19 protein-coding genes are annotated in these 20,983 nt (G+C 43.1%); 9 read left to right on the plus strand and 10 right to left on the minus strand.

Annotated elements, in window-relative coordinates; translation table 11 throughout:
- Nucleotides 1–84: 84 nt before the first annotated feature.
- The gene (locus tag DESACI_RS01240) at nucleotides 85–1,581 is read right to left on the minus strand and encodes an IMP dehydrogenase (RefSeq protein ID WP_014825338.1); all 1,497 of its coding nucleotides are present in this window, start codon (nucleotides 1,579–1,581) and stop codon (nucleotides 85–87) included.
- A 659-nt stretch (nucleotides 1,582–2,240) separates the two neighbouring features.
- On the opposite strand from DESACI_RS01240, the gene DESACI_RS01245 reads away from it, so the two are divergent.
- The 5 genes from DESACI_RS01245 to DESACI_RS25335 all read left to right on the plus strand — a co-directional run bounded on the left by DESACI_RS01245 (nucleotide 2,241) and on the right by DESACI_RS25335 (nucleotide 5,560).
- Nucleotides 2,241–2,534 (plus strand): thiamine-binding protein, encoded by a 294-nt coding sequence (locus DESACI_RS01245; RefSeq protein ID WP_014825339.1) that lies wholly within the window; start codon nucleotides 2,241–2,243, stop codon nucleotides 2,532–2,534.
- Nucleotides 2,535–2,538: 4 nt separating this feature from the next.
- Nucleotides 2,539–3,321 carry an ABC transporter permease gene (locus DESACI_RS01250; RefSeq protein ID WP_014825340.1) on the plus strand — a complete coding sequence of 261 codons (783 nt, stop codon included), beginning with the start codon at nucleotides 2,539–2,541 and terminating at the stop codon, nucleotides 3,319–3,321.
- A 217-nt stretch (nucleotides 3,322–3,538) separates the two neighbouring features.
- Nucleotides 3,539–4,615: an ABC transporter substrate-binding protein gene (locus tag DESACI_RS01255; RefSeq protein WP_014825341.1), complete on the plus strand. Its 1,077-nt coding sequence runs from the start codon at nucleotides 3,539–3,541 to the stop codon at nucleotides 4,613–4,615.
- A 3-nt stretch (nucleotides 4,616–4,618) separates the two neighbouring features.
- Nucleotides 4,619–5,380: an ABC transporter ATP-binding protein gene (locus DESACI_RS01260; RefSeq protein ID WP_014825342.1), complete on the plus strand. Its 762-nt coding sequence runs from the start codon at nucleotides 4,619–4,621 to the stop codon at nucleotides 5,378–5,380.
- A 54-nt stretch (nucleotides 5,381–5,434) separates the two neighbouring features.
- Entirely contained in the window at nucleotides 5,435–5,560 is a 126-nt protein-coding gene (locus DESACI_RS25335) for a hypothetical protein (protein WP_014825343.1), read from the plus strand.
- 139 nt (nucleotides 5,561–5,699) lie between these two features.
- Here the strand turns inward: DESACI_RS25335 and DESACI_RS01265 are convergent, their stop codons facing one another.
- A complete protein-coding gene (locus DESACI_RS01265) occupies nucleotides 5,700–7,304 on the minus strand; it encodes an IS1182 family transposase (protein ID WP_014825273.1) in 1,605 nt (534 codons plus the stop codon).
- 205 nt (nucleotides 7,305–7,509) lie between these two features.
- Between DESACI_RS01265 and DESACI_RS01270 the strand changes: the two genes are divergently transcribed.
- Nucleotides 7,510–8,109: a hypothetical protein gene (locus DESACI_RS01270; protein WP_014825344.1), complete on the plus strand. Its 600-nt coding sequence runs from the start codon at nucleotides 7,510–7,512 to the stop codon at nucleotides 8,107–8,109.
- Between the two features lie 39 nt (nucleotides 8,110–8,148).
- Nucleotides 8,149–8,703, plus strand: a complete 555-nt coding sequence (locus DESACI_RS01275) for an NUDIX hydrolase (RefSeq protein ID WP_014825345.1) — start codon at nucleotides 8,149–8,151, stop codon at nucleotides 8,701–8,703.
- 330 nt (nucleotides 8,704–9,033) lie between these two features.
- Here the strand turns inward: DESACI_RS01275 and DESACI_RS01280 are convergent, their stop codons facing one another.
- From DESACI_RS01280 to DESACI_RS01300, 5 genes are all read right to left on the minus strand, one after another.
- On the minus strand, nucleotides 9,034–10,296 hold the full coding sequence (locus DESACI_RS01280) for an NAD(P)/FAD-dependent oxidoreductase (protein ID WP_014825346.1): 1,263 nt from the start codon (nucleotides 10,294–10,296) through the stop codon (nucleotides 9,034–9,036).
- 14 nt (nucleotides 10,297–10,310) lie between these two features.
- Nucleotides 10,311–12,215 (minus strand): anaerobic carbon-monoxide dehydrogenase catalytic subunit, encoded by a 1,905-nt coding sequence (cooS, locus tag DESACI_RS01285; RefSeq protein WP_014825347.1) that lies wholly within the window; start codon nucleotides 12,213–12,215, stop codon nucleotides 10,311–10,313.
- 88 nt (nucleotides 12,216–12,303) lie between these two features.
- On the minus strand, nucleotides 12,304–12,798 hold the full coding sequence (locus DESACI_RS01290; RefSeq protein WP_014825348.1) for a 4Fe-4S dicluster domain-containing protein: 495 nt from the start codon (nucleotides 12,796–12,798) through the stop codon (nucleotides 12,304–12,306).
- Nucleotides 12,799–13,199: 401 nt separating this feature from the next.
- Nucleotides 13,200–14,141: a class I SAM-dependent methyltransferase gene (locus tag DESACI_RS01295; protein WP_014825349.1), complete on the minus strand. Its 942-nt coding sequence runs from the start codon at nucleotides 14,139–14,141 to the stop codon at nucleotides 13,200–13,202.
- Between the two features lie 315 nt (nucleotides 14,142–14,456).
- Nucleotides 14,457–14,813: a DUF2680 domain-containing protein gene (locus tag DESACI_RS01300; RefSeq protein ID WP_014825350.1), complete on the minus strand. Its 357-nt coding sequence runs from the start codon at nucleotides 14,811–14,813 to the stop codon at nucleotides 14,457–14,459.
- 238 nt (nucleotides 14,814–15,051) lie between these two features.
- On the opposite strand from DESACI_RS01300, the gene DESACI_RS01305 reads away from it, so the two are divergent.
- A complete protein-coding gene (locus DESACI_RS01305) occupies nucleotides 15,052–15,231 on the plus strand; it encodes a hypothetical protein (protein WP_014825351.1) in 180 nt (59 codons plus the stop codon).
- Between the two features lie 423 nt (nucleotides 15,232–15,654).
- Here the strand turns inward: DESACI_RS01305 and DESACI_RS01310 are convergent, their stop codons facing one another.
- Genes DESACI_RS01310 through DESACI_RS01320 form a run of 3 tightly spaced genes read right to left on the minus strand, consistent with a single transcriptional unit; the run spans nucleotide 15,655 to nucleotide 19,114 of the window.
- Nucleotides 15,655–17,055: an FAD-binding oxidoreductase gene (locus DESACI_RS01310; RefSeq protein ID WP_014825352.1), complete on the minus strand. Its 1,401-nt coding sequence runs from the start codon at nucleotides 17,053–17,055 to the stop codon at nucleotides 15,655–15,657.
- 49 nt (nucleotides 17,056–17,104) lie between these two features.
- A complete protein-coding gene (locus DESACI_RS01315) occupies nucleotides 17,105–18,313 on the minus strand; it encodes an electron transfer flavoprotein subunit alpha/FixB family protein (protein ID WP_014825353.1) in 1,209 nt (402 codons plus the stop codon).
- Between the two features lie 12 nt (nucleotides 18,314–18,325).
- Nucleotides 18,326–19,114, minus strand: coding sequence for an electron transfer flavoprotein subunit beta/FixA family protein (locus DESACI_RS01320; protein ID WP_014825354.1), 789 nt, complete (start codon nucleotides 19,112–19,114; stop codon nucleotides 18,326–18,328).
- 591 nt (nucleotides 19,115–19,705) lie between these two features.
- On the opposite strand from DESACI_RS01320, the gene DESACI_RS01325 reads away from it, so the two are divergent.
- Nucleotides 19,706–20,953 (plus strand): hypothetical protein, encoded by a 1,248-nt coding sequence (locus tag DESACI_RS01325; RefSeq protein ID WP_014825355.1) that lies wholly within the window; start codon nucleotides 19,706–19,708, stop codon nucleotides 20,951–20,953.
- Nucleotides 20,954–20,983 lie beyond the last annotated feature (30 nt).

Consider the following 20,983-nt stretch of genomic DNA (forward strand, 5'->3'; position numbering starts at 1 on the left):
GGACATTTTAGATAAAAAAAAGACAAAGCAAAAGACCAGGATAACTCAGCCTTCAGCTTTGTCGTTTTTAATTGTTATAAAATCTTAATAATTCTTCTCTTTGAGAATTACATCATGCGCGCCGCCTTCAATAATACTTGTTGAGGAAACAAGAGTCATACGGGCAGTTCTCTGTAACTCCTCAATGGATATTGCTCCGCAGCTGCACATCGTTGATTTAATTTTGCTTAGGGTGCCCTCTAAATTATCTTGTAATCTGCCTGCATAAGGCACATAACTGTCGACGCCTTCTTCGAAATGAAGCTTGTCTCCTTCTCCCAAATCATATCTTTCCCAATTGCGGGCACGATTCGAACCTTCGCCCCAATATTCTTTAACGTAATTGCTTCCGAGCTTTATCTTTTTGGTGGGGCTTTCATCAAAGCGAGCAAAATATCTTCCCATCATGACAAAGTCTGCGCCCATGGCCAAGGCCAAAACGATATGATAATCGTGGACAATTCCGCCGTCTGAGCAGATAGGAACATAGATGCCGGTTTCTTTATAGTAGTCATCACGTGCTTTGGCAACTTCGATTACCGCAGTGGCTTGGCCTCTGCCGATCCCCTTTTGTTCACGGGTAATGCAGATCGAGCCTCCGCCGATTCCGACTTTAACAAAATCGGCGCCGGAGTTCACTAAATACATAAAGCCCTCACGATCAACAACATTGCCGCCGCCTACTTTGACGTTTTCCTGATAATTACGTTTGATGTATTCAATGGTTTTTCCCTGCCATTCGCTGAAACCGTCCGATGAATCTACGCATAAAATATCGGCGCCGGCTTTTACTAATTCAGGAACCCTTTCTTCATAATCTCTGGTATTGATTCCGGCCCCCACAACGAAGCGTTTTTCCGAATCTAATGATTCAGAAGGATTTTCCTTATGATCATCATAATCTTTTCGGAACACGAAATAGAGGAGGTTTTGGTTTTTGTCAATAATGGGAAGATTGTTGAGTTTATGTTCCCATATAATATCATTAGCCTCACTTAGGCTTATGCCTTCTTGGCCTACGATGAGTTTCGAGATTGGGGTCATGAACTCGGAAACCTTTTTATCCAGAGAATCTCGGCTGATTCGATAGTCTCTGGTAGTTACGAGTCCCATCAATTTTGTTGTAGAGGAACCATCTTCAGTAATGGCAATGGTTGAATGGCCGGTTCGTTTCTTCAATTGTATAACATCTTTCAAGGTATGTTGTGGGGTAAGATTAGCATCGCTGACCACAAAACCGGCTTTAAACCTCTTTACCTTTTTGATCATTTCGACTTGTTCCACTATTGATTGAGAAGAATATATAAATGAAAGCCCCCCGCATCTTGCCAAGGAAATCGCCAAACTATCGTTTGATACCGATTGCATGATAGCAGACACAAAGGGTATATTCAACTCAAGAGCGGATTTTTCGCCGCTTTTAAACTTTACTAAGGGTGTTTTGAGATTAACATTACTTGGAACACAATCTGTCCTTGTTAAATTGGGGACGAGTAAATACTCACTGAAGGTTCGCGATGCATTTTCATAGTAATAAGCCAATGTAACCACTCCGTTTCAAAGGTTTTTTAACCGTAATATCAGAAGGCTCAGCGCCAGCTAAGTTTTCTTTATACTATCGGAAAGCATAACCTTAGGTTATGCTGCAAGAAGAGTTAATACGTGCGAAGACAGTGTCTTCGTCTTCTAGCATAAGTGCAACTAACCTGCCGCTTTCGCCGGAGGCTTAGCGCCAGCTAAGTTTTCTTTACTGAATTTTTACTAGTCTATATGAAGACTTAAGCATTGTCAATCCTAAAACGTTGACATTAATTATTCTATCATATAAAAATGTTGGGATGGTTGAGGCAATGTTAAAAGCGGTTAAAAGGTTGTACTATGTATTAAGATAAACTTGCACAAACCACTATTATATGGTACTTTTAAGTGAGGTAAAATTGAATATCACGGGAGCTTAAAAAATTAGGCTGAGAGGGTGGTTAGAATTACCGCCGACCGAACCTGATCTGGATAATGCCAGCGGAGGAAACAGTTAACGCTTAAGGTAAACCGCGCATATCATGTGCGGTTTTAGTAATTTCTCCCGAAAAACAGGTGAAGTTTTAGGATAAGAGTGTAGTGTTAATGTCCTTGGGGGAGTTCCAACCTTAACTAATCAGTATGCTTGCCTAAGTAAGGTTAATTAGAAGGAGTGGTCAAGGATGGCTAAAATTATGATGGCATTTCAGGTATTGCCAAAAGTAGAAGACGAGAGGCTGTTTGAGGTCGTTGATGAAGCAATCGCTGTCGTCGCGGCCAGTGGTGTAACTTATGAAGTTGGTCCCATGGAGACAACCATGGAAGGTGAACCGGATCAATTATGGGCCATTATACGCCAAGCTCAGGATGCCTGTATCAAAGCCGGCGCCTCTCGTGTGATGACATATATCAAGATGGACTATAATCCCGGAAAAACAACCATTGAAGAAAAGATAAAAAAGTATCGGGAGAAATAAGGAAATGCCATTAATTACAGGGCGGTTCCCTAAACGATGGCGAGATAACATTCCGGCACTTGTCTTTTTGTTAATTTGTCTAATCCTTTGGCAAATCATCGTAAACTTATTTAAATTGCCTTTATGGCTCATACCCTCCCCTGCAGCTGTGATGAAAGCCCTTTGGAACACCAGAGAATTGCTATGGTCTCATACATTGACGACCCTTTATGAAACGACTGCGGGATTTGTTCTCTCAATTGCTTTGGGTTTGACAGCGGGAGTGGCAATGGTCTTATCGCCTCTGTTGAAGCGCATGTTTTATCCCTTGATGATTGTGTCCCAAACGGTACCGCTTATTGCCGTTGCTCCGCTTTTGATTCTCTGGTTGGGGTACGGTCTGCTGCCGAAAATAGTCACTGTTGTCTTGGTATGTTTCTTTCCTATTACTGTTAGTTTGATAGATGGACTAGAGGTCAGTGATGAGGACCTGCTTAATCTCCTCAAGAGTATGGGGGCAAGCCGTTGGCAGATTTTATATATGATCCGCTGGCCCAACGCATTACCGTCTTTCTTTGCAGGACTGAAGATCGCAGCAACATATAGCGTTATGGGGGCGGTGATTGGCGAGTGGCTTGGAGCAAGTTCCGGATTAGGTGTTTATTTAACGCGTTCTTCCCATTCATTTAGGACCGATCAGGTATTTGCGGCAATTGTCGCTATTACGGTATTGAGCTTGTTCTACTTTGCCTTAATCGCGGTTATAAGGCACCTTGCTTTACCCTGGTTACATACAAAGGGAGAGTGAAATCGTTCAGCCAAAGCTGAACCTTGGGGCTTAGCTCCGGTTGAGAGTATCGCCGAAGCCCCCTTTACCCAAATGGGATACTACACAGCAAAGGATGAATTTATTCCCACCGAAGTAATCGAAGGAGTAACCTCCACTTATAGAGGGGATAAAATCCGAGAGTGAACCTATGAATATTTCTATAGTTCAATAAGTTACAGAAAAAGGAGCAGGAATTATGATTAAAAAACCTATATTTAAACCTAAATTTATGGGTGAAAAAAGGAAACTGAACCATGTTAAAAAAGTCCTAAGTGTTACGATAGCTGCCGGATTATGTTCTCTTCTCCTCTTAACCGGCTGCAGCACGAATGCTCAAAATTCATCAGCGTCTTCACAGACGACTAAACCAGACAAAGTAACAATTATGTTGGATTGGACACCTAATACAAATCATACCGGCCTTTATGTTGCTAAAGATAAAGGATATTTTAGTAAGGAAGGTTTAGATGTTCAAATTGTTCCTCCTTCGAGCCAAGGAACCGTGGAACAGTTAGTAGCCACCGGCAAGGCTGATTTCGGTATCAGCGCCCAGGAACAAGTTACGGATGCTCGTGTACAGGGTTTGCCTTTAGTGTCAATTGCAACAATCTTGCAGCATAATACATCGGGGTTTGCCTCACTGAAAAGTAAAAATATCCTTACTGCTAAAGATTTCGAGGGTAAAACATACGGCGGTTGGGGTATGCCGTCGGAGTCAGAGACAATTAAAGCCTTAATGGCTAAGGAACATGCAGATTTTAGTAAAGTAAAGATGATTAATATTGGGGATGCCGACCCCGTTGCCAGCATGTCCAAAGGCTCTGTCGATCTGACTTGGATTTTCTATGGCTGGGAAGGGATTCAGGCGGAACTGGCCGGTACCCCTCTTAACATGATATGGGTCAAAGATATCAATCCGGTATTAGATGATTACACACCGGTTTTAGTCACCAACGAAAAAATGATTCAGGAAAAATCAGATGTTGTTCGGCGTTTCACTCAAGCCGTCAGTGAAGGATACCAATATGCTATTAAAAACCCGGATGATGCGGCCAATATCCTCATCAAAAATGCCCCGGAAGAAGACCAGAAACTTATTAAGGCTAGCCAGGCTTGGATTAGCAAGCAGTATCAAGCAGATGCTCCGCAATGGGGTGTACAGAAAGCTTCGGTTTGGCACAATTATGCTCAATGGATGTTTGATCACAAGCTTCTGGATAAAATGATTGACAGCGATAAGGCTTTTACCAATGACTTCCTGCCAAAGGCTTAGATTATGCTAGTAATGAAAAACGTGTCACTATCCTATCCCGGGGTCGGGAAATCTGCCCTGGATGTCTTGGCGGATATTAACCTAGAGGTGGAGACCGGAAAATTCGTCTCTCTAATCGGACCTTCCGGTTGTGGGAAGAGTACGATTTGCAACTTAGTTGCCGGAGTTGAAGTGCCTGTTCAAGGTGAAATTATCCTCGAGGGACGGTCGATTAAGGGTCTGCCTGGTCAAGTGGGATATATGCCTCAAAGAGATTTGCTGCTGCCATGGCGTACCTTGTTAGATAATGTAGCTTTAGGCAGCGATATACGCCGTGAGGATAAACGCAAATCCAGAGAGACTGCACGCCATTGGCTCAATCGTTTTGGCCTTGACAAGTTTGCCGATCATTACCCGCATCAATTATCCGGCGGCATGCGGCAAAGAGGAGCCCTTCTGAGGACTTTTCTATTCGGACAGAACACTTTGATCTTGGATGAACCTTTTGGAGCACTGGATGCCTTGACCCGGCGGGAAATGCAGGAATGGCTCTTGGATGTCTGGAGTCAAAGCCGCCCTACGGTAGTATTTATAACTCACGATATTGAAGAGGCCATTCTTTTGTCTGACGAAGTCGTTGTTTTAAGTCATAGCCCTGCCCGCATTTTAGATAAAATCACGGTTCCTTTCTCCAGGCCCCGTAGTCAGGACATCCTCCTTTCGGATGAAGCCATCGAAATCAAACGGCGTTTGTTAGATTTACTGAATGGAAAAATCCGTGCATAGAATTTAATCATCGGAGAATCCTAATTGTGAAACTTCAAAGGGGGTCAATGGGCTATGGCTAAAAAAACAAACAACAAATCCCGCAAGCCAGATAATACTGAGAAGATTCCTCTCCCCTATGACGCTGATAAAATTGGAAAAGATGTAGCAAAAGGAGGTGTCGCAAAACTACTTTTCTAAAGTAGCAAGCGATGCTCCCTTTTTCTTTTTCCCTTGAAAGATATTTATTGGTTTGATTGAAATGCTTAATCTCTACTTTCTTCTTAAATTTGAGTATAACAAAATAAGCCTTCAGGATTAGGCCGTTTTTCTCTCCTTTTTATGCGGTTTTTAGTGGATGAAGGGGTTTCCCAATTCGTTCATTTTGTATTTTAGAGTGAAGTTTATTCACGTTATACCCAAAACACAGCAGCATAAATTCAGTTTTCACACTGTTTTTGCCTCGTGTTAGAAAGCGGTTGAAGTTATAGTCATTTTTGAGGACCCCAAAGGCTCCTTCAACCTGTATGGACCGATTTACTCTTAGCAGTATTCCTTCTTTGGTTGTGATGTTTCTATACGAGATCTGGCGTTTGGCCACAAACGTTTTGGATACTTGCATTCGTCGATTGCCTTTAGCTTTTGTACAGCGACTTTTACACGGACAGTCACTGCAGTCTTCACATTCATAGACTGTTATTTCGGACTGGTAACCGGTTGCTGATGTTCGATGAGTGATTCCAACGGGTTTGAGTTGTTTTCCATTATGACACGTGTATTCATCGATTTCCGCATTGTAAGCCATGTTTTCTCGCTTACTAATATCTTTTTTGAAGCTCTTCTTTTTCCATTGTTCATAGGTCTGTGGCTTTATGTAGCAGGTCTGATGTTTTCCTTCGAGATAAAGATAGTTCTCTTCGCTCTCATAACCAGAGTCTGCGGTAACATTCTCATAATGCGCCTGTAGTTTTGATTCAAGCATATTTAAAAAAGGAATTAATGTGGCTATGTCGTTACGATCCTGGAAGATCCCAACCCCTGTTACATATTCGCTTTCCACGCCAATCTGGACATTGTAAGCCGGCTTTAACTGAGCATTGCGCATATGATCATCTTTCATATGCATGAACGTTGCATCAGGATCGGTCTTAGAGTAGCTATTTCTTCCTTCGAAGAATTGGTGATGTGCATTGTACTTTTCTTGCCGGGTATAGAATTCCTTCAGGCTTTCTATAAATTTCTGCAGCTTTGATTTCCGTTTTCCAATACCGTGAACAAATTCAATCTGCTCTTGCTGACATTTTTCTTCTAGGTAAGAGATAGCAGTCTTAAGATCCTTAAGTAACGTCTCTTTGGTTACGTTGAAGTCCTTTAAATAGGTCAAATTGATCTCCTCAAGACAAGACTGAATTTTCAAGAACATCTTTGCCTCATTTTTGTTAACGACTTTTTTCCAGACAAAGGTATAACGGTTAGCACTGGCTTCAATTTTTGTTCCATCGACAAAGAGGTTCTTAAACTCTACTTCACCAAGCTCATGTAAATGCTTTACCATTTGGAAAAAGAGGTCTTCTATGGCTTCCTTCAGATAGTCTTTTCGGAATCGAGCAATGGTGCTGTGGTCAGGTGCTTTGCATCCTGCCAATAACCACATGAAGTTAATGTCTCTTTTACAGGCGACTTCAATTTTTCGGCTGGAGTAAATGTTATTCATATAGGCATAGGTCAATACTTTAAACAGGATTTTGGGTTCGACTACCGGTTTTCTTCCAGTGGAAGAGTAGGCCTTATACAACGCTTCGTAATTTAATCCCTCCAAAATGTGGCTTAGTAGTCGAACGGAGTCATCCTCTGGTATTAACACGTTAAAATTAAATGGCAAAGCTAATTGATAGTGTCCACCTAATTCGTTATAATTCTTAGTGTGTAATTTGGTTTTTAGCATAACTTAAATTATACGCTAACTGCGAGTTCTTTGGGACCCGCAGTTTTCTATTTTTAGTAAGAAAAAGGGCCGTTGCTTGCGAACTATTTTAGTTCGTTTTGCAACGGCCCCTCTTTTATTGTTCAAGAGGTCGAATAGAACAGGCTTGAATGATCTCGGCCATAACTCATATACTAAAGAATATTGCTGAAAGGAGGAACAGATCATGCAAAAAATTAAAGATAGAATTTTTCTGGGCATAGTCGCCGGTATGCTGGGGTCTATTCCTGGCCGACTCCTAAATAAACTTGAGTTTGAGCTCGGTTTAACTGATTCGCGGTATGAACAGCTGGCTGCAAGCCTATTCGTTACTAAAAATGATGCTCATAAACATAGAGGCAAAGCTGTTGGTAAAATTGCCAACGGCATACTCGCAAATGGGGTAGGGATAGCTGCGACTTATACATTATCTGCGACTGGACGTGACTTTTATCTGCTAAAAGGGGTAGGCATTACCTCAATGGCGTGGTTGGGGATTTATGGTCTCAGTGCTCAAGCGAATGTGAGGAAAAGTAAAAAACCGTCGGCAGCATTACTAAGCTATTTGGATCATGTACTGTTTGGTGCGGCAACGGCTGCCTTAGTCGCAATGTTAGGCGATGATAGTTTGTTTCCAGAGCAAAAAATAAAACGTGAAGAGAGGGAAGAGACAATAGCTGCCTTACAACAAGATTACAATTATATAATTCAAACCGATCCATGTTATGATAAGGAAAAAGCAGGATCTATCTTTGGCAGAGAGGATTACACTAGCTCAATTCATTAGAATAAGCTGTTGAGGAGCAATTAAGAAAGAGAGAGTACCGTGTTTGAATTAATAAAGGATTATCATCCCTGCAATGAACAAGAAACAACGGATAAAGAGGTCTTTTTATATTGCGCCGAGGTTTTTAAAGATATCCTGACCAGGAACAATGAGGTCGCCCATATTACCTGTTCGGCCTTTACGGTAAACAGTTCTAAAGATAAAGTGCTTATGGTCCATCATAATATCTATAACTCATGGTCATGGATAGGAGGCCATGCCGACGGGGAGGAAGACTTTCTGGCGGTAGCAATAAAAGAACTGCGGGAGGAGACGGGCGTAAAGACGATCCAGCCTGTTTCTGAAGATATTTTTTCCTTGGATATATTAACGGTTCTGGGGCACATAAAACGAGGGATTTACGTATCCCCCCACTTGCATTTATCTCTTGCTTTTTTAATTGAAGGGGATGAAAAGGATCAACTTAGGGTTAAAGAAGATGAAAACAGCGGTGTCCAATGGATCCCGCTGGCTGAAATCAATGATTACAGTACCGAACCACATATGCATAAGGTCTATTCGAAATTAATAGCCAAAATCGAAGATTTCGGCTGATTCCCTAGTTAAATATGGAAACTAAGCGCAAAAGGGCCGTTGCTTCACGAATTATAGGTTCGTGAGGCAACGGCTTTTTAATACTATCAGGCCCCCATGCCCTTTAGTGGTATTACTTATGAATGGAAAAACTATTTTCTAAGGTAGAAAGTATAACTTTTTGTCTTCCAGTATAAGTGCACCAACAACTACCCTGCCGTTTCCGCCAAAGGCTGCGCCCTTGTTTACTTTCAGGGATCATAGTGCAATTAGGCAGTAGCGACCATGAACTGCAAGTCCGAGAGAACTAACAGTTAGAGTATAATACGCCTGCATTACCTTATACATAGCTTAGAGTTTCTTCGTCATCAGTTCTATCGCCAAGGTTCCTCGTCTTCCCAGAGCAATCTCCTTCTGGTTATTAGTTAAAGGCCGGCCTGATTTGATCAAAGCAGTTAATACACCGCATTGGGATGTGTCACCAACCAGAAGGAAACCCTTGAGGATGCTCTCTTGATAAATGAGCTTTTGATAAATGGTCTTGCCGTCTATAAATCTTTGAGATTCTTCTTCCTCCCAATCTTCTGCCGGCATGGCTTCTTGGAGTTTGGTAAAACCCGCCGACATAGCTGAGAGACCGAAAAAGTCTACCGAATTTAAGCCTAACGATCCTGGATAAACTTCATGTGCTCCGCACATATTTGCTCCGGCAATTCGTCCTTGAGTCGTCGCATTCGGCCAGGTGGCGTTTACCACAAACTTTTGACGGACCAAATCCCAGGTCTCGGCAATATCCCCGGCTGCGTAAATATTAGGCAGGTTGGTGGCCATGAAGCTATTAACCTGAATCCCCTTACCGATCTTCAAGCCACAATCTCGCAATTCTCCAATATTGGGACAAACACCTTTACCTACAATTACTAAATCAGCGGCGAGTTCTGTTTGAGGTGAGAGCAGAACAACCTGGACATGATCTTTTCCGGCGATGGCAATTACTTCAGTCTTGAAGAGAAATCGAAGCCCATGAGCTCTTAAATGATCCTCAATGATACCGGCAGCTTTGGCATCAAGCATTTGGGAGAGGATTTGTCCTGAGGAAACCACAACAGTAACTTCAAGGCCCCGTTTTAATAAAGCGTAAGCACATTTTAAACTGACAAGACCTCCTCCAATAACAACGGCCTTTTTCGCTCCCCCTTTGATAACCTTATTAATATCTTGCACATCCTTTAGTGTGCGCAGAGTAAAGATTTCCGGGAGATCTCTGCCCGGAACGGTGAGTTTTTTCGCCGAAGCTCCCATAGCCAATAAAAGTCTGTCATAATGCCACTCTCTTCCGTCAGTACTCTGGACTAATTGACGTGCTGGGTCAACTCTGTTAACCTTGGCTCCATAAGTTACGTTTAAATTCAGTTGTTCAGTGAAGTCTTCCTTGCGTAAGTAAAGCTGGGAAGCTGAGATATCTCCTGCTAAAAAATACGTAGTTAGGCAGCGCGAATAACTTGGCTCCTGTTCTGCTGTGAGGACGAGGAGTTCTGACTGGGAATCGCGCCTGCGGATTTCTTCGACGGCAAAGAGACCTGCAGCACTGTTACCAACGACAATATATCTCATATGTTTAACCATCCTTAACTGGGAAGTCCGAGTTTTTTGCGTTTGGCCCGTATATCCTCAAGCAGTCCGTCTGCCGCTTTAAGAGGATCGGTTTCGACATAGAATTTTCCGCCAATCACATCACTGAGGCCCTTCGTTAACAATTCAGTCACCATTTTGCTTCCGAGAACCGGCGGAACTACACCAAGGTGAGTTGTGAGCCCTAAGGTCACTGCCCAAGTTCCGATGCTTAAAGCCTTTTCGTGTTGAAGTTCCGGAGCACTGGCAGCCACAGGTAATAAGGCCGAATCTACGTTGAGGTAAGCAGCGATGGCAGTAACCAAATCCCCGATTCGCGAATTATCTACACAGCTTCCCATATGCAGAACCGGAGGAAGCGGGGCAGCAAGACCTGCGGCTTGGCCCAGAGCTGTTAAGACTGCTTTTAAGCCATCTCCGGCAAAGTCCTCGGTTCCTTCGGAATTCATAAGTCCCGCTTTTGCCAGAGCATGTGCAGAACATCCCGTAGCAACGACCAAAACGTTGTTTTTCACAAGCTCTTTCACTAGTTCCACGTGCATTTGATCTTGAGTCACTTTGACATTGTTGCAGCCTACCGTACCCACAACTCCTAAAATGTTGCCATTGACAATATTATCAACGAGAGGTTTCAGAGGCTGCTCAGGATCTATTCTTTTTAAGGCTCCGATAATGGCTTCTACACTAAATCCTGCCATGATCTTACGTTTATAATCGGGAATCTTAATTTTCTTGCTGTCTCTCCGTCCATAGGCTCTAATGGCTTTGCGTACAATTTCCTGGGCCGCTTGATCCCCATTTTCTAACGTAAAGGGGATATGGGTTGCTCCGGGAATTTTGACGATGGGCATCGTCGTGATAATTTGCGTATGATAACAAGAGGCAACTTGGGCTAAAGAAGGCATAATACATTGAACGTCGACGACCATGGCATCGACAGCCCCTGTGACGATGGCTAATTCTTGAGCTAAGAAGTTCGTGGCTAAGGGAATTCCGCTGCGCATTAAGACTTCGTTGCCTGCACAGCAAATTCCCGCGATTTGAATTCCTTCAGCACCGGCAGCAACAGCTTCTGCTTGAAGTTTCTTCGCCCAGTAGACAATTTTCTCGGAAAGCAGGGGGACATGCCCGTGGATAATTAAGTTGACAAAGTCTTTTTTGAGAACCCCTAAATTAGCTTCGGTTACGACGGGTGTAGGAGTACCCAACAGAATATCCTGGATGTCTGTTGCTAATTTTAAGCCCGAATAGCCGTCTACCAGCCCTTGTTTAGCTGTTGCTAAAACGAGATTTACGGGGTCGGCATCCATTCCCATCGTGGTTTGATGCATAGCTTCGCGAATTTCCCGATCTGGGTTGCGTGGAATAATTCCGAGATTTTGCCATACATCAATTCGTTCTTTCGGGGCGTGAGCCATCAACCACTGGATTGGCCTATTCCCATGGTTAGCTAAATCAGCATAAGCAGCTTTGACAATCTCCAAGGCGAGCTCTCTCTTATCTTTACCGGAGACATCTATACCCAGACCTTGAGAAATTTGCTGAAGTTTTATTTCATCGAGTGAGTAATTAAGTACATCTTTGGCTGCTAACTCTAAAGCTTCAACGGCCTCGTAGGCATGGTCTACGTGAGCCGCTGCTCCGCCGGCTACTTGCCTCAGCAAATTGCGTGCTACGATGGTTTCCACGCTAGCTCCGCAAATTCCCTTACTAGGACCATTGCTAAAGGGATCAATTCGGCAAGGTCCTTGAACGCAATGCCGGCAGCAAACCCCTAAACTGCCAAAGCCACACTGTGGTTGTTGAGCTTCGTAGCGGTCCCAAACAGTTTCCACTCCATCTAAAGAGGCTTTTGGCAATAATTCTAAAACGGCAGGATCAATTGATTTTGGAGATTTCATTTTAATTAACTCCCTTCATACAATCGCGAGGCTCCCACTTCTTGTAATGGAAGTGGTCCCCGTTCTCTGCTTCGGTGGTAGTTCAGCTTTAGCTGAACGAGTTCATTAATTTTAGAAAAGCCTTTCTGCTGTTGTGGGTGAAATCCTGAACCTCTGTAAATTCCAAAGCTCCCGTGGGGCAGGCCGAAACACAGGCAGGATTATAGTCTAAGTCCAGGCAGCGGTCACACTTTGCTGCTTGGCGGGCTGAATGAATTTCTGCAATAACTCCATAGGGACAGACCATGACACACATCATACATCCGACACACTTTTGGCTGTCTACTTGTATGAGTCCGGTCTTTAGGTCAATATGCATAGCTCCGCATATACAGGCATGAACACAAGGAGAATCTAAACACTGACGACATTGTAAGGGGAAATTCTGCTCACCATTAGACTCAACAAAGATTCTCCTCTGGGGTAACTGGGGCTCTGCGAGCGCCTGAAACAAGGTTTTGCTGCTTGAATGGGCAACAGCACAAGCCAGTTCACAGCTCTTGCAGCCGAGGCAACGTTCGCTTCTGGCTAGAATCTGTCTCACATTGATCCCTCCTTAATACTTCTAAGATATAATACGATGGAACTTTACAATTTATGGCATTTTATTAATAAGTCAACCATATTCTTAGGCATTTTTTATGAAAGTTAGTAAAGGGCATAATGAAATAAAGAAATTAACTCATTCAGCTGAAGCTTAACGTTGTGGCTTCAGTGACGAAAGTGTTCTGTGGACAGTTTCGTCGAAGCGCCTAGTCAATAACAAATCTATCGCCTTGAAGGATGGACCCTGCCCCCACAAGAGAGCGAAGGAGGGAGTACCCCCAGTTTTATAAAAGTGGAAGTTAAATGGAGATGAAGATAAAAGATCAAATAAAAAAAAAGCTATCACATGGTAGAAAAATACCAGCAATAGCTTTTAAGGCGTTTGAAAATAATTATTAATTAGAAAGCGTCAGTACGTACTGCGGTAATAATTTGGCGGCCGGCGATCTCTTGTAAGGTTATATCTTGAAAATTGGCACTTGTCAGCCAATCAGTATATTGCTGCAAAGTCCAGGTACCGCCGCTTGCAGTATTAAGCAGCATGTTGACTCCGAAGACGGCAGCGAAAGGGTTTGTCCCTCGTATCATGTCAACGATTGCGATGCGTCCGCCAGGAAGTAAGACCCTACTTGCTTTTCGGAACAATTCTTTATTTTCCGTCTCGCCAAAAATATGGCACACATTTCCCAGGTAAACTAAATCAAATGGACCAGAGGGCAGGCCTTGGTTGAAATCTCCCGGGATAAGAGTAATATCTGCCAAGGCTGCCTTCTCTTGCATCAATTGAACTACCGGCGGCAGATCTAAAACCGTCACTTTGGCTCCTTGAGCCCTAAAAGCAGTTCCATAGATCAAAGGCCCACCGCCGATGTCAAGAACGTTTATTTCTTCAACGGTATCTTTGAGAAGAAACTCCGCGACGGCCGGAGCACTTTTTACAGCACCGTGCCGCATGGCCTCCATAAAATAGCGCGTATTTTCAGGGTCCGGGTCGCGCGGAGCCGGTTGGCCGTTGTCAAGGACCTCAGGTAAATGAGCCCAGGAACGAATCATATTATAGCGATGCATAAAAGCAAATCCCACGTAATTAGGGGCTTTAGAGTCGTAGATCATTTTATGAGCCTCTTCGGAGAGAGTAACCATTTCTCCCTGCTTAGTTACATAACCCAGATCGGCCAGAGCTTCCAGCACTACCCAAACGGCTCTGGAGTCTAAGTTAAGACTTTTAGTCAGGGCTGTGTAAGTTGTTTCTTGGCGCAAAGCTTCGATCATTCCGGTTTTTACTGCCGCACCTAGGATTAGGAGTTCCTGGGGTAAAACCATAATTTTATCATCCGGCATGGAGACCACCCCTTCCCATTTTTTTATAGTGTATCAAGTTCTGAAGGCGTTGACTAGGAGTCTTACCGAACCAAACAGTGTCCGGCTAAAAACATCACCATGAGCGATGAGGGCACCATTCTATTTGATACTCATTGTTTTATGTGTATAAGATGTATTAACCAATGCCCCTGTGAAGAGATCCAAATAGGAAAAAGGACAGTTAACAAGTTTCGCTGGAAAGGTCCGACAGGAGACTATAAGCTCACTATCAGTAAGCCCCCCGACTGAAGTCGAGGGGCTGTTCCAGTTGCTAATCTTTATGGTTAATCAAGATTAAATATTACTCGGAGAAGGGCTCGCTTTGGGGGCGTCTTGAGCATTACGCGGGCACCCCTTGTTAAAGCCGTGACCGTGTTTCTTACCAAAGCCGGAATACTGTCCCTTAGCAAAATCTTCTTCAATCTGCTTTTGGCGAGCTTCAATGAAGGTTTTGATTTTGGCCGCTTTCTCCTGATCCAGGAGCCCTGCTTCCAACTGTTTATCCACCATTTGCTTTTTCAGCGTGAACATTTGTTGGTTTAACGCTTTGAGCTCGTTAAGCTGGGCAGGGTCAGGAGCAGCTAAGCAAGTTCCGGCACCTAAAGCCAGAAAAGCCAGGGTTAATGAACCCACTGCAAACTTTTTTAACAATTTGCACTCCTCCTTGTAGTTTTATTTAACTGGAACGATGCTTAGAATGCCCAATTTTTGAGGAGAAGATTTTAAGAATTTGTTAAGAATTTATAAAATAACTTTATCGGGCGGAATTTTAAGGAATCAAATTCCTCCGGATTAATTGGTTGAGTTCATCTGTGTATAAAATATAAGCCATTTCAAAAACTAGATGCCAAACGGTAAACCTGTTTTAATCTATGCGGAGGTGTTAGCGGTGCGAGAATGGAAGGATTTAACTAAAGATGAAAAGGAGATTGTCTCAGCTATGAGAATGGAGGGGATTACTCCTGAAGATCTAATCCAAAGAATGCGTAATTCCGGAAGAATGAATGAACAGGCTATTGAGGAATTGAAAAAAGCCCTTGAGGAGGTTCGGCCATTTCTCATGCATTAGAGCGGACTAAATCAGAGCAAACTATAAATGTTTGCTCAATTTCGAAGTGTAAACTATAAATTTTTTAGGATATCCAAACTTTTATTATAGTACAAAAAAGTAACCCCTCGGGGAGGGTTACTTTTTTGTGCTGTGCTATCATACTTCCATGTACTGATCTGCACCCCATGTCACTGCGTAGCACCAGCGAATTGCAGCAAGCGAAAATGTTCACCGGACATTTTCGTGTCGAACGGTAAAAGAGGGTCACGGCTCCGCCTCTATAGCGTAAGATTTGTGAGCATGAGACTTTACCGTCTCTCCATGCAATTGAGTTCATAAGGGCCGCTTGGCAGCCGGTGGCCATGACAATAAGCGGACGAGTTTATCGCCACATTGCAACTGATTACGCAGACTCCTGCAGTGTGGATTGGCCGGAAAATTCTACTCGCAGACCTTCCCGGGATTAAGAATATTTTGAGGATCAAAGGCCAACTTAATATTCTTCATAAGTTCGATATATTCCGGCTCGTATTGATCAAACATATATTGTCTTTTGGCATAGCCGATACCATGTTCTCCGGATACCAGCCCTTGAAGCTCTTGAGACTTTTGATACATGGCGGCAAAGACTTCGGCAAGTTTCTTCTGCCAAGCTTCTTCCGAAAGATCATCCTTTAAGACATAGACGTGCAAATTTCCGTCCCCGGCGTGACCGAAGCTTCTGATGCGGACCTGAAATTGTTCCTGAAGGAGATCAGTGTATTTAATGAACTCGGCCACTTTATTACGGGGAACAACAACGTCACACTCGTCCATATCTGTGGTTGAAGCTTTAACCGCTTCAAGGAAAGCGCCGCGGGCAGACCAAACTGCTTCTTTTCGCTCGTCGGTATCAATAATGAAGGCATCCAGAGCCCCTTCTTCAAGGCATATATTCGCAACTTTCTCGTAGTCTTTCTCCAATTCTTCGGTGCTGTTGCCATCAAAGGTCAGCAGGAGATAGGCATCCGATGAGTTGTCAGGGAATTTTTTGCCCAGGAATTCCTCGGCGGCAAGGATAACTTCTCTCTGCATAAATTCGATGGCCGTGGGAATGCTTTTTGATTTAATAATCTTTGGTACGGTGCTGATGGCTTTGTCGAGATCAGGGAAGGGGATCAGCAGAGAAACTGCTTTCTTAGGCAGAGGAAGAAGCTTTAAGATTGCTTTGGTAACAATACCTAGTGTTCCTTCTGAACCGCAGATCAAATCCTTGACGCTGTATCCCGAGGAATTCTTGACGACTTTTCCTCCGAGATGAATGATGCTGCCGTTAGGCAGAACAACCTCAAGGCCACGGATATAATCTCTCGTCACTCCATATTTTACGGCTCTCATGCCACCGGCATTGGTGTTAATGTTTCCCCCAATCGTAGCGGACTTTTCGCCGGGATCCGGCGGGTAGAACAAATCATGGTCTTCGACAAATTTGCTGATTTCCATGAGAAGCACTCCGGGTTCCAGAGTGAGAGTTAAGTTTTCTTCATCGAGTTCAAGAATCTTATTCATACCGCTCATATTCAGCATGATCCCTCCGAAGATAGGGACCGAAGCGCCGACCAGCCCGGTTCCTGAGCCGCGTGCTACCACAGGAATATTGTTTTCAGAAGCATAACGCATGATTTGGGAGACTTCGTCAGCAGACTGAACATCAACTAAAACATCCGGTAATTTGCTGATGCCTCCCAGTTCATCATGACTGAAGTCCTCACTGATCGCTTCGCCCGTGTAGACTCGGTCTTCCCCTAATAATGATACTAAAAACTCTCTATCTTGAGCATCCAGCGTTTTATAATTATTCATGAAAATACCTCCACGATTTTCTCTCAGATTTATTATCTCACTCTGATTCTCAACGCGCGCAAGCCAGAGCCTTTGAGTTTTTAAGATCTTCAATGAGCTGAGGAACGATTTCATAGAGATCACCGATAATTCCATAATGGGCGATATTAAAAATTGAAGCATGAGGGTCTTTATTAATGGCGAAGATCTGTTCTGAGCTGTTCATACCGGCTGTGAACTGAACTGCGCCCGAAATTCCCAGGGTAATAATCAGTTTGGGCTTAACGGTTCGGCCGGATAAGCCTATTTGTTGTTTAGCCCCCAGCCAGCCGGCTTCAACCAAGGGCCGCGTGCAGGCGATTTGGGCTTCTAATAATTGAGCTAATTCCTCGACCATAGCCAAATCTTTTTCGGATTTCAAGGCTCGTCCGACCGCAATGATGACTTCAGCATCCGAAATGTTTTCTTCGTTTTCTTTGCGGGTCACCTTTAAGACCTCAATTGCCGATGTTAATTTAGCGGGGTCTAATTGGCAGAGCGTGATTTTACCGCTGGGTTCACACAGCTTTTCCGGGGCAGTCATAACCTTATAGCGGACCGTTGCCATTTGCGGTCTTGTATTCGGACAGATGATCTGAGCCATAATGTTGCCGCCGAAGGCGGGTCTGATTTGCACCAGGTCGGTATTTTCCTTCATTTCCAGGGTTGTGCAATCAGCGGTTAAGCCGGTTCGAAATCTTGCAGCGACTCGGGGAGCCAAAGAACGGCCTATTGTAGTAGCCCCGACAAGCAAAGAAGAGGGTTTTGCGTTTTCGATAAAATCAGCAAAGGCTGCTGTATAAGGTTCAATCCTAAAATGTTTTAATTCTTCGTAATCATAAACAAAAACTTCGTCGACACCGTAGTGAAGTAATTCTTGAGCTTTATCTTTAATGTTGCTGCCGATAAATACAGCATAGACTGGGAAATCGACAACAGCAGCAAGTTCTTTGGCCTTACCGATTAATTCCATAGTGACGGGATGTATTTCACCCTCAATATGGTCAACGTAGACTCCAATGCCTCTCCATAAACTTTTGTCAACAGAAGGAGTCACATCTTCGATGAATTCCATAACTCCTTGCGGACCCTTTTTAACACAAAGCTTGCACATTTTGCATCCGGCTGTTATTTCAAGGGTTCCGTTCTTAGCTTCGAGAGCGCCAAAGGGGCAAATTTTAACCAGATCGCAGATATTCGATTCGTTCAGTTTTTCCTGATGACAAATTAATTTACTCATAGTTCTTTCCCCCTAAACAAACTTTAATTGTCTAAGCTTACTGGCAATCTGAGAACTAAGTTCTGCTGAGGTGCCTGTCCAGGTTTCTCGGTCGCTATTGACGGCTGGAGGAAAAATGCGTTCTACCTGAGTTGGCGAACCGGCGAGTCCATATCTATGCTCATCTTGATCCTGGAAATCTTGAAAGGAAATGATTTTGATTTCCCGGTCTTTCGTACTTAATTTTTTCTTGTAGGAAGGAAGTCTGGGCTGAAAAATATCCTTTTCTACGGTCAAGAGGCAGGGAAACTTAATTTCGGCAATTTCTATGGTATTAGCCATATCCATTTCTACCAGAATGGAGGTTTCTTTGACTTCGATAATATTCAAGACGTTGGCAATGTGGGGGATGCCCAAATACTCAGCCATCTCCGGGCCAACTTGGGCAGTGTCCCCATCGGTGGTTTGTTTGCCGCAGAGTATTAAATCAAAGCTGCCAAGTTGGCGAACTCCTTGAGAAATCGTGTAAGAGGTGGCTAGAACATCAGCTCCGGCAAACTTCCGATCTGAGACCAAAGCACCTTCGTCGACTCCCATCATGAAGGCTTCTTTGATAACATCTTTAGCCTGCGGCGGCCCCATACTGATCACCTTGATGGTTCCGCCTTTTTGTTCTTTAAGTCTTAAGGCAGCTTCAAGGGCAAATAAATCATAAGGGTTCATTTTAGAATCAACGCCGTCACGCTTTAAGACCCCGGTAATAGGATCAACGTCAATTTTCGAGGTTCCTGGAACTTGCTTAATACACACGAGAATTTCCATGGTACAGCCTCCCTGCAAAAAATTGAATATGATTTCAGAGCGGAACAATAGATCTAATACATAAAGAATACAGGAGACTACAAGCAAAGCTTGTGAAATCATGTACCTGGTCAGACCATCAGACCGCTTATTTTTAATATAGCATAAGATTCATAGTTGTTCAAAATCTATTTATTCACAAGCATTTGTGAAATATTTCATAAAAATAAAAGCTAAATGCTCAAAACACCTAAAGGAGGGTATATATAAAGGAATTCAATGGATTTTGCCTGTTAATAATAATTAACTTAACTATGTTGAGATTCTAAATCTTATTTGTGACGATGAAAGAAGCATTCCTTTGCCATAACTTTGTCAAGACCTATGAATACTTAGGCGAGAGTATCAGCTTATGGGTTTATCGTAAACCTGTTACATCTGAAGTAAGAAAAATGGATATTATGATATAATTTCCAAAGGGTCTGATATACACCTATGAATGAACCATAGAACAATTAATAATTTGTTAATAAATCGTTTAGAGAAATTCAAGAGCAACTTGCTAAAATAAACTCACGGAAGCTTCTAGAAAACGGATAAGGAGTTGGATCCATGAAATTTACCAAGAAAACGACCATGATTTTAAGCTTTACCCTGGGGGCGATGCTGCTGGCTACCACGGCCCTGGCGGATATCGCAGCCAAAAGCGGATATGATCAGTTAAAAGATGCTCTTAAAGTGACTGCGTCTCAATGCAGTGACAATCTCAATAGTTTTACAATGGATCTATCTTATGACTTAAAGGATAATGGAAAAACCTTAGCTACATTGAACCAAATCGAGAAATTCGACAGAACTAAAAATGCTATAGATCGTAGTTCATCCGAAAAAACTATTAATGGAAATAATTACAGTAATCAAACCTATTCGGATAAGACGACGTTTATTAGGCAATCGAATGATGACCCTACCTACTATGTAACGGAGTACACCCAAGGAAGAAATGACCAGACATTTTCCAATCCCTTTAAAAATAATAATGCTGACGATGTTGAAAAGATAGCAGATGCAATCGTCGGAAATCTTAAAGACAATGTTGCGGTAACTGAGAACCCGGACGGAAGCAAAGTGCTTTCCGGTTCACTTACGGAAGTACAGATCCCTTCATTGATTAATGCACTTGCCTCCTTTGAAATGAAACAACGATTTAATGGACAAAATGGGCAACAAGATAATTCTCCTCAGCTCAGTAAGGATGTTTTTGTCAAAAACATTGACGGAACGGCAAAAATTAATAAAGATGGCATCATGGAGAGCATTTTAGGCTCTGCCGTCGTTTCCGGAAAGGATGAGAAGGGGAACGTTCATGACATAACGATAGAGGTTTTGGCTAAGCTGACGGAGATAAATTCCACAGTGGTGACTAAACCGGATCTCAACGGAAAGAAAGTTGTAAAAAATGTTGTCGAAACTGTAAATTCCGGGCCCGGAATATCCAATCCCCAGAAATTTATGGGTAAGTTTAAAAATGACATCCTGATCACAAAAGACGGTAAATTTGTCAAAATCGGAGAACGAATTATCGAGATCACACAGATTGATCAAACATCGGCGACTGGGCGATATTACGAGGTATATAAACCAGGATTTGACCAATATGCAACAACGAAACGAAACTTCAACTTTAATGCCACAAGGTCGAAGGATAAAAATTCGCCAAACTATAATTATTCAACAGATACGGGAAGCAAAGGGGACTTTTTCCTCGACGAACATGCCGGTAAAATTTATTTAAATGGAAACATTATATCTGCTGAGGGCGCTATCTTCGATTCCTCCTTCAGCCCGGACTTCGAATAGCACCAAAATACAACGGAAAATAGCTATGAC

This window comes from Desulfosporosinus acidiphilus SJ4 (assembly GCF_000255115.2).
Classification (GTDB): domain Bacteria; phylum Bacillota; class Desulfitobacteriia; order Desulfitobacteriales; family Desulfitobacteriaceae; genus Desulfosporosinus; species Desulfosporosinus acidiphilus.

Coding starts and splice junctions, on each gene's coding strand:
- DESACI_RS01260 (WP_014825342.1), top strand. CDS start 4,619: ATGCTAGTAATGAAAAACGTGTCACTATCCTATCCCGGGGTCGGGAAA.
- DESACI_RS25335 (WP_014825343.1), top strand. CDS start 5,435: ATGGCTAAAAAAACAAACAACAAATCCCGCAAGCCAGATAATACTGAG.
- DESACI_RS01245 (WP_014825339.1), top strand. CDS start 2,241: ATGGCTAAAATTATGATGGCATTTCAGGTATTGCCAAAAGTAGAAGAC.
- DESACI_RS01325 (WP_014825355.1), top strand. CDS start 19,706: ATGAAATTTACCAAGAAAACGACCATGATTTTAAGCTTTACCCTGGGG.
- cooS (WP_014825347.1), bottom strand. CDS start 12,215: ATGAAATCTCCAAAATCAATTGATCCTGCCGTTTTAGAATTATTGCCA.
- DESACI_RS01320 (WP_014825354.1), bottom strand. CDS start 19,114: ATGGAAATTCTCGTGTGTATTAAGCAAGTTCCAGGAACCTCGAAAATT.
- DESACI_RS01310 (WP_014825352.1), bottom strand. CDS start 17,055: ATGAATAATTATAAAACGCTGGATGCTCAAGATAGAGAGTTTTTAGTA.
- DESACI_RS01265 (WP_014825273.1), bottom strand. CDS start 7,304: ATGCTAAAAACCAAATTACACACTAAGAATTATAACGAATTAGGTGGA.
- DESACI_RS01270 (WP_014825344.1), top strand. CDS start 7,510: ATGCAAAAAATTAAAGATAGAATTTTTCTGGGCATAGTCGCCGGTATG.
- DESACI_RS01295 (WP_014825349.1), bottom strand. CDS start 14,141: ATGCCGGATGATAAAATTATGGTTTTACCCCAGGAACTCCTAATCCTA.
- DESACI_RS01280 (WP_014825346.1), bottom strand. CDS start 10,296: ATGAGATATATTGTCGTTGGTAACAGTGCTGCAGGTCTCTTTGCCGTC.
- DESACI_RS01315 (WP_014825353.1), bottom strand. CDS start 18,313: ATGAGTAAATTAATTTGTCATCAGGAAAAACTGAACGAATCGAATATC.
- DESACI_RS01255 (WP_014825341.1), top strand. CDS start 3,539: ATGATTAAAAAACCTATATTTAAACCTAAATTTATGGGTGAAAAAAGG.
- DESACI_RS01250 (WP_014825340.1), top strand. CDS start 2,539: ATGCCATTAATTACAGGGCGGTTCCCTAAACGATGGCGAGATAACATT.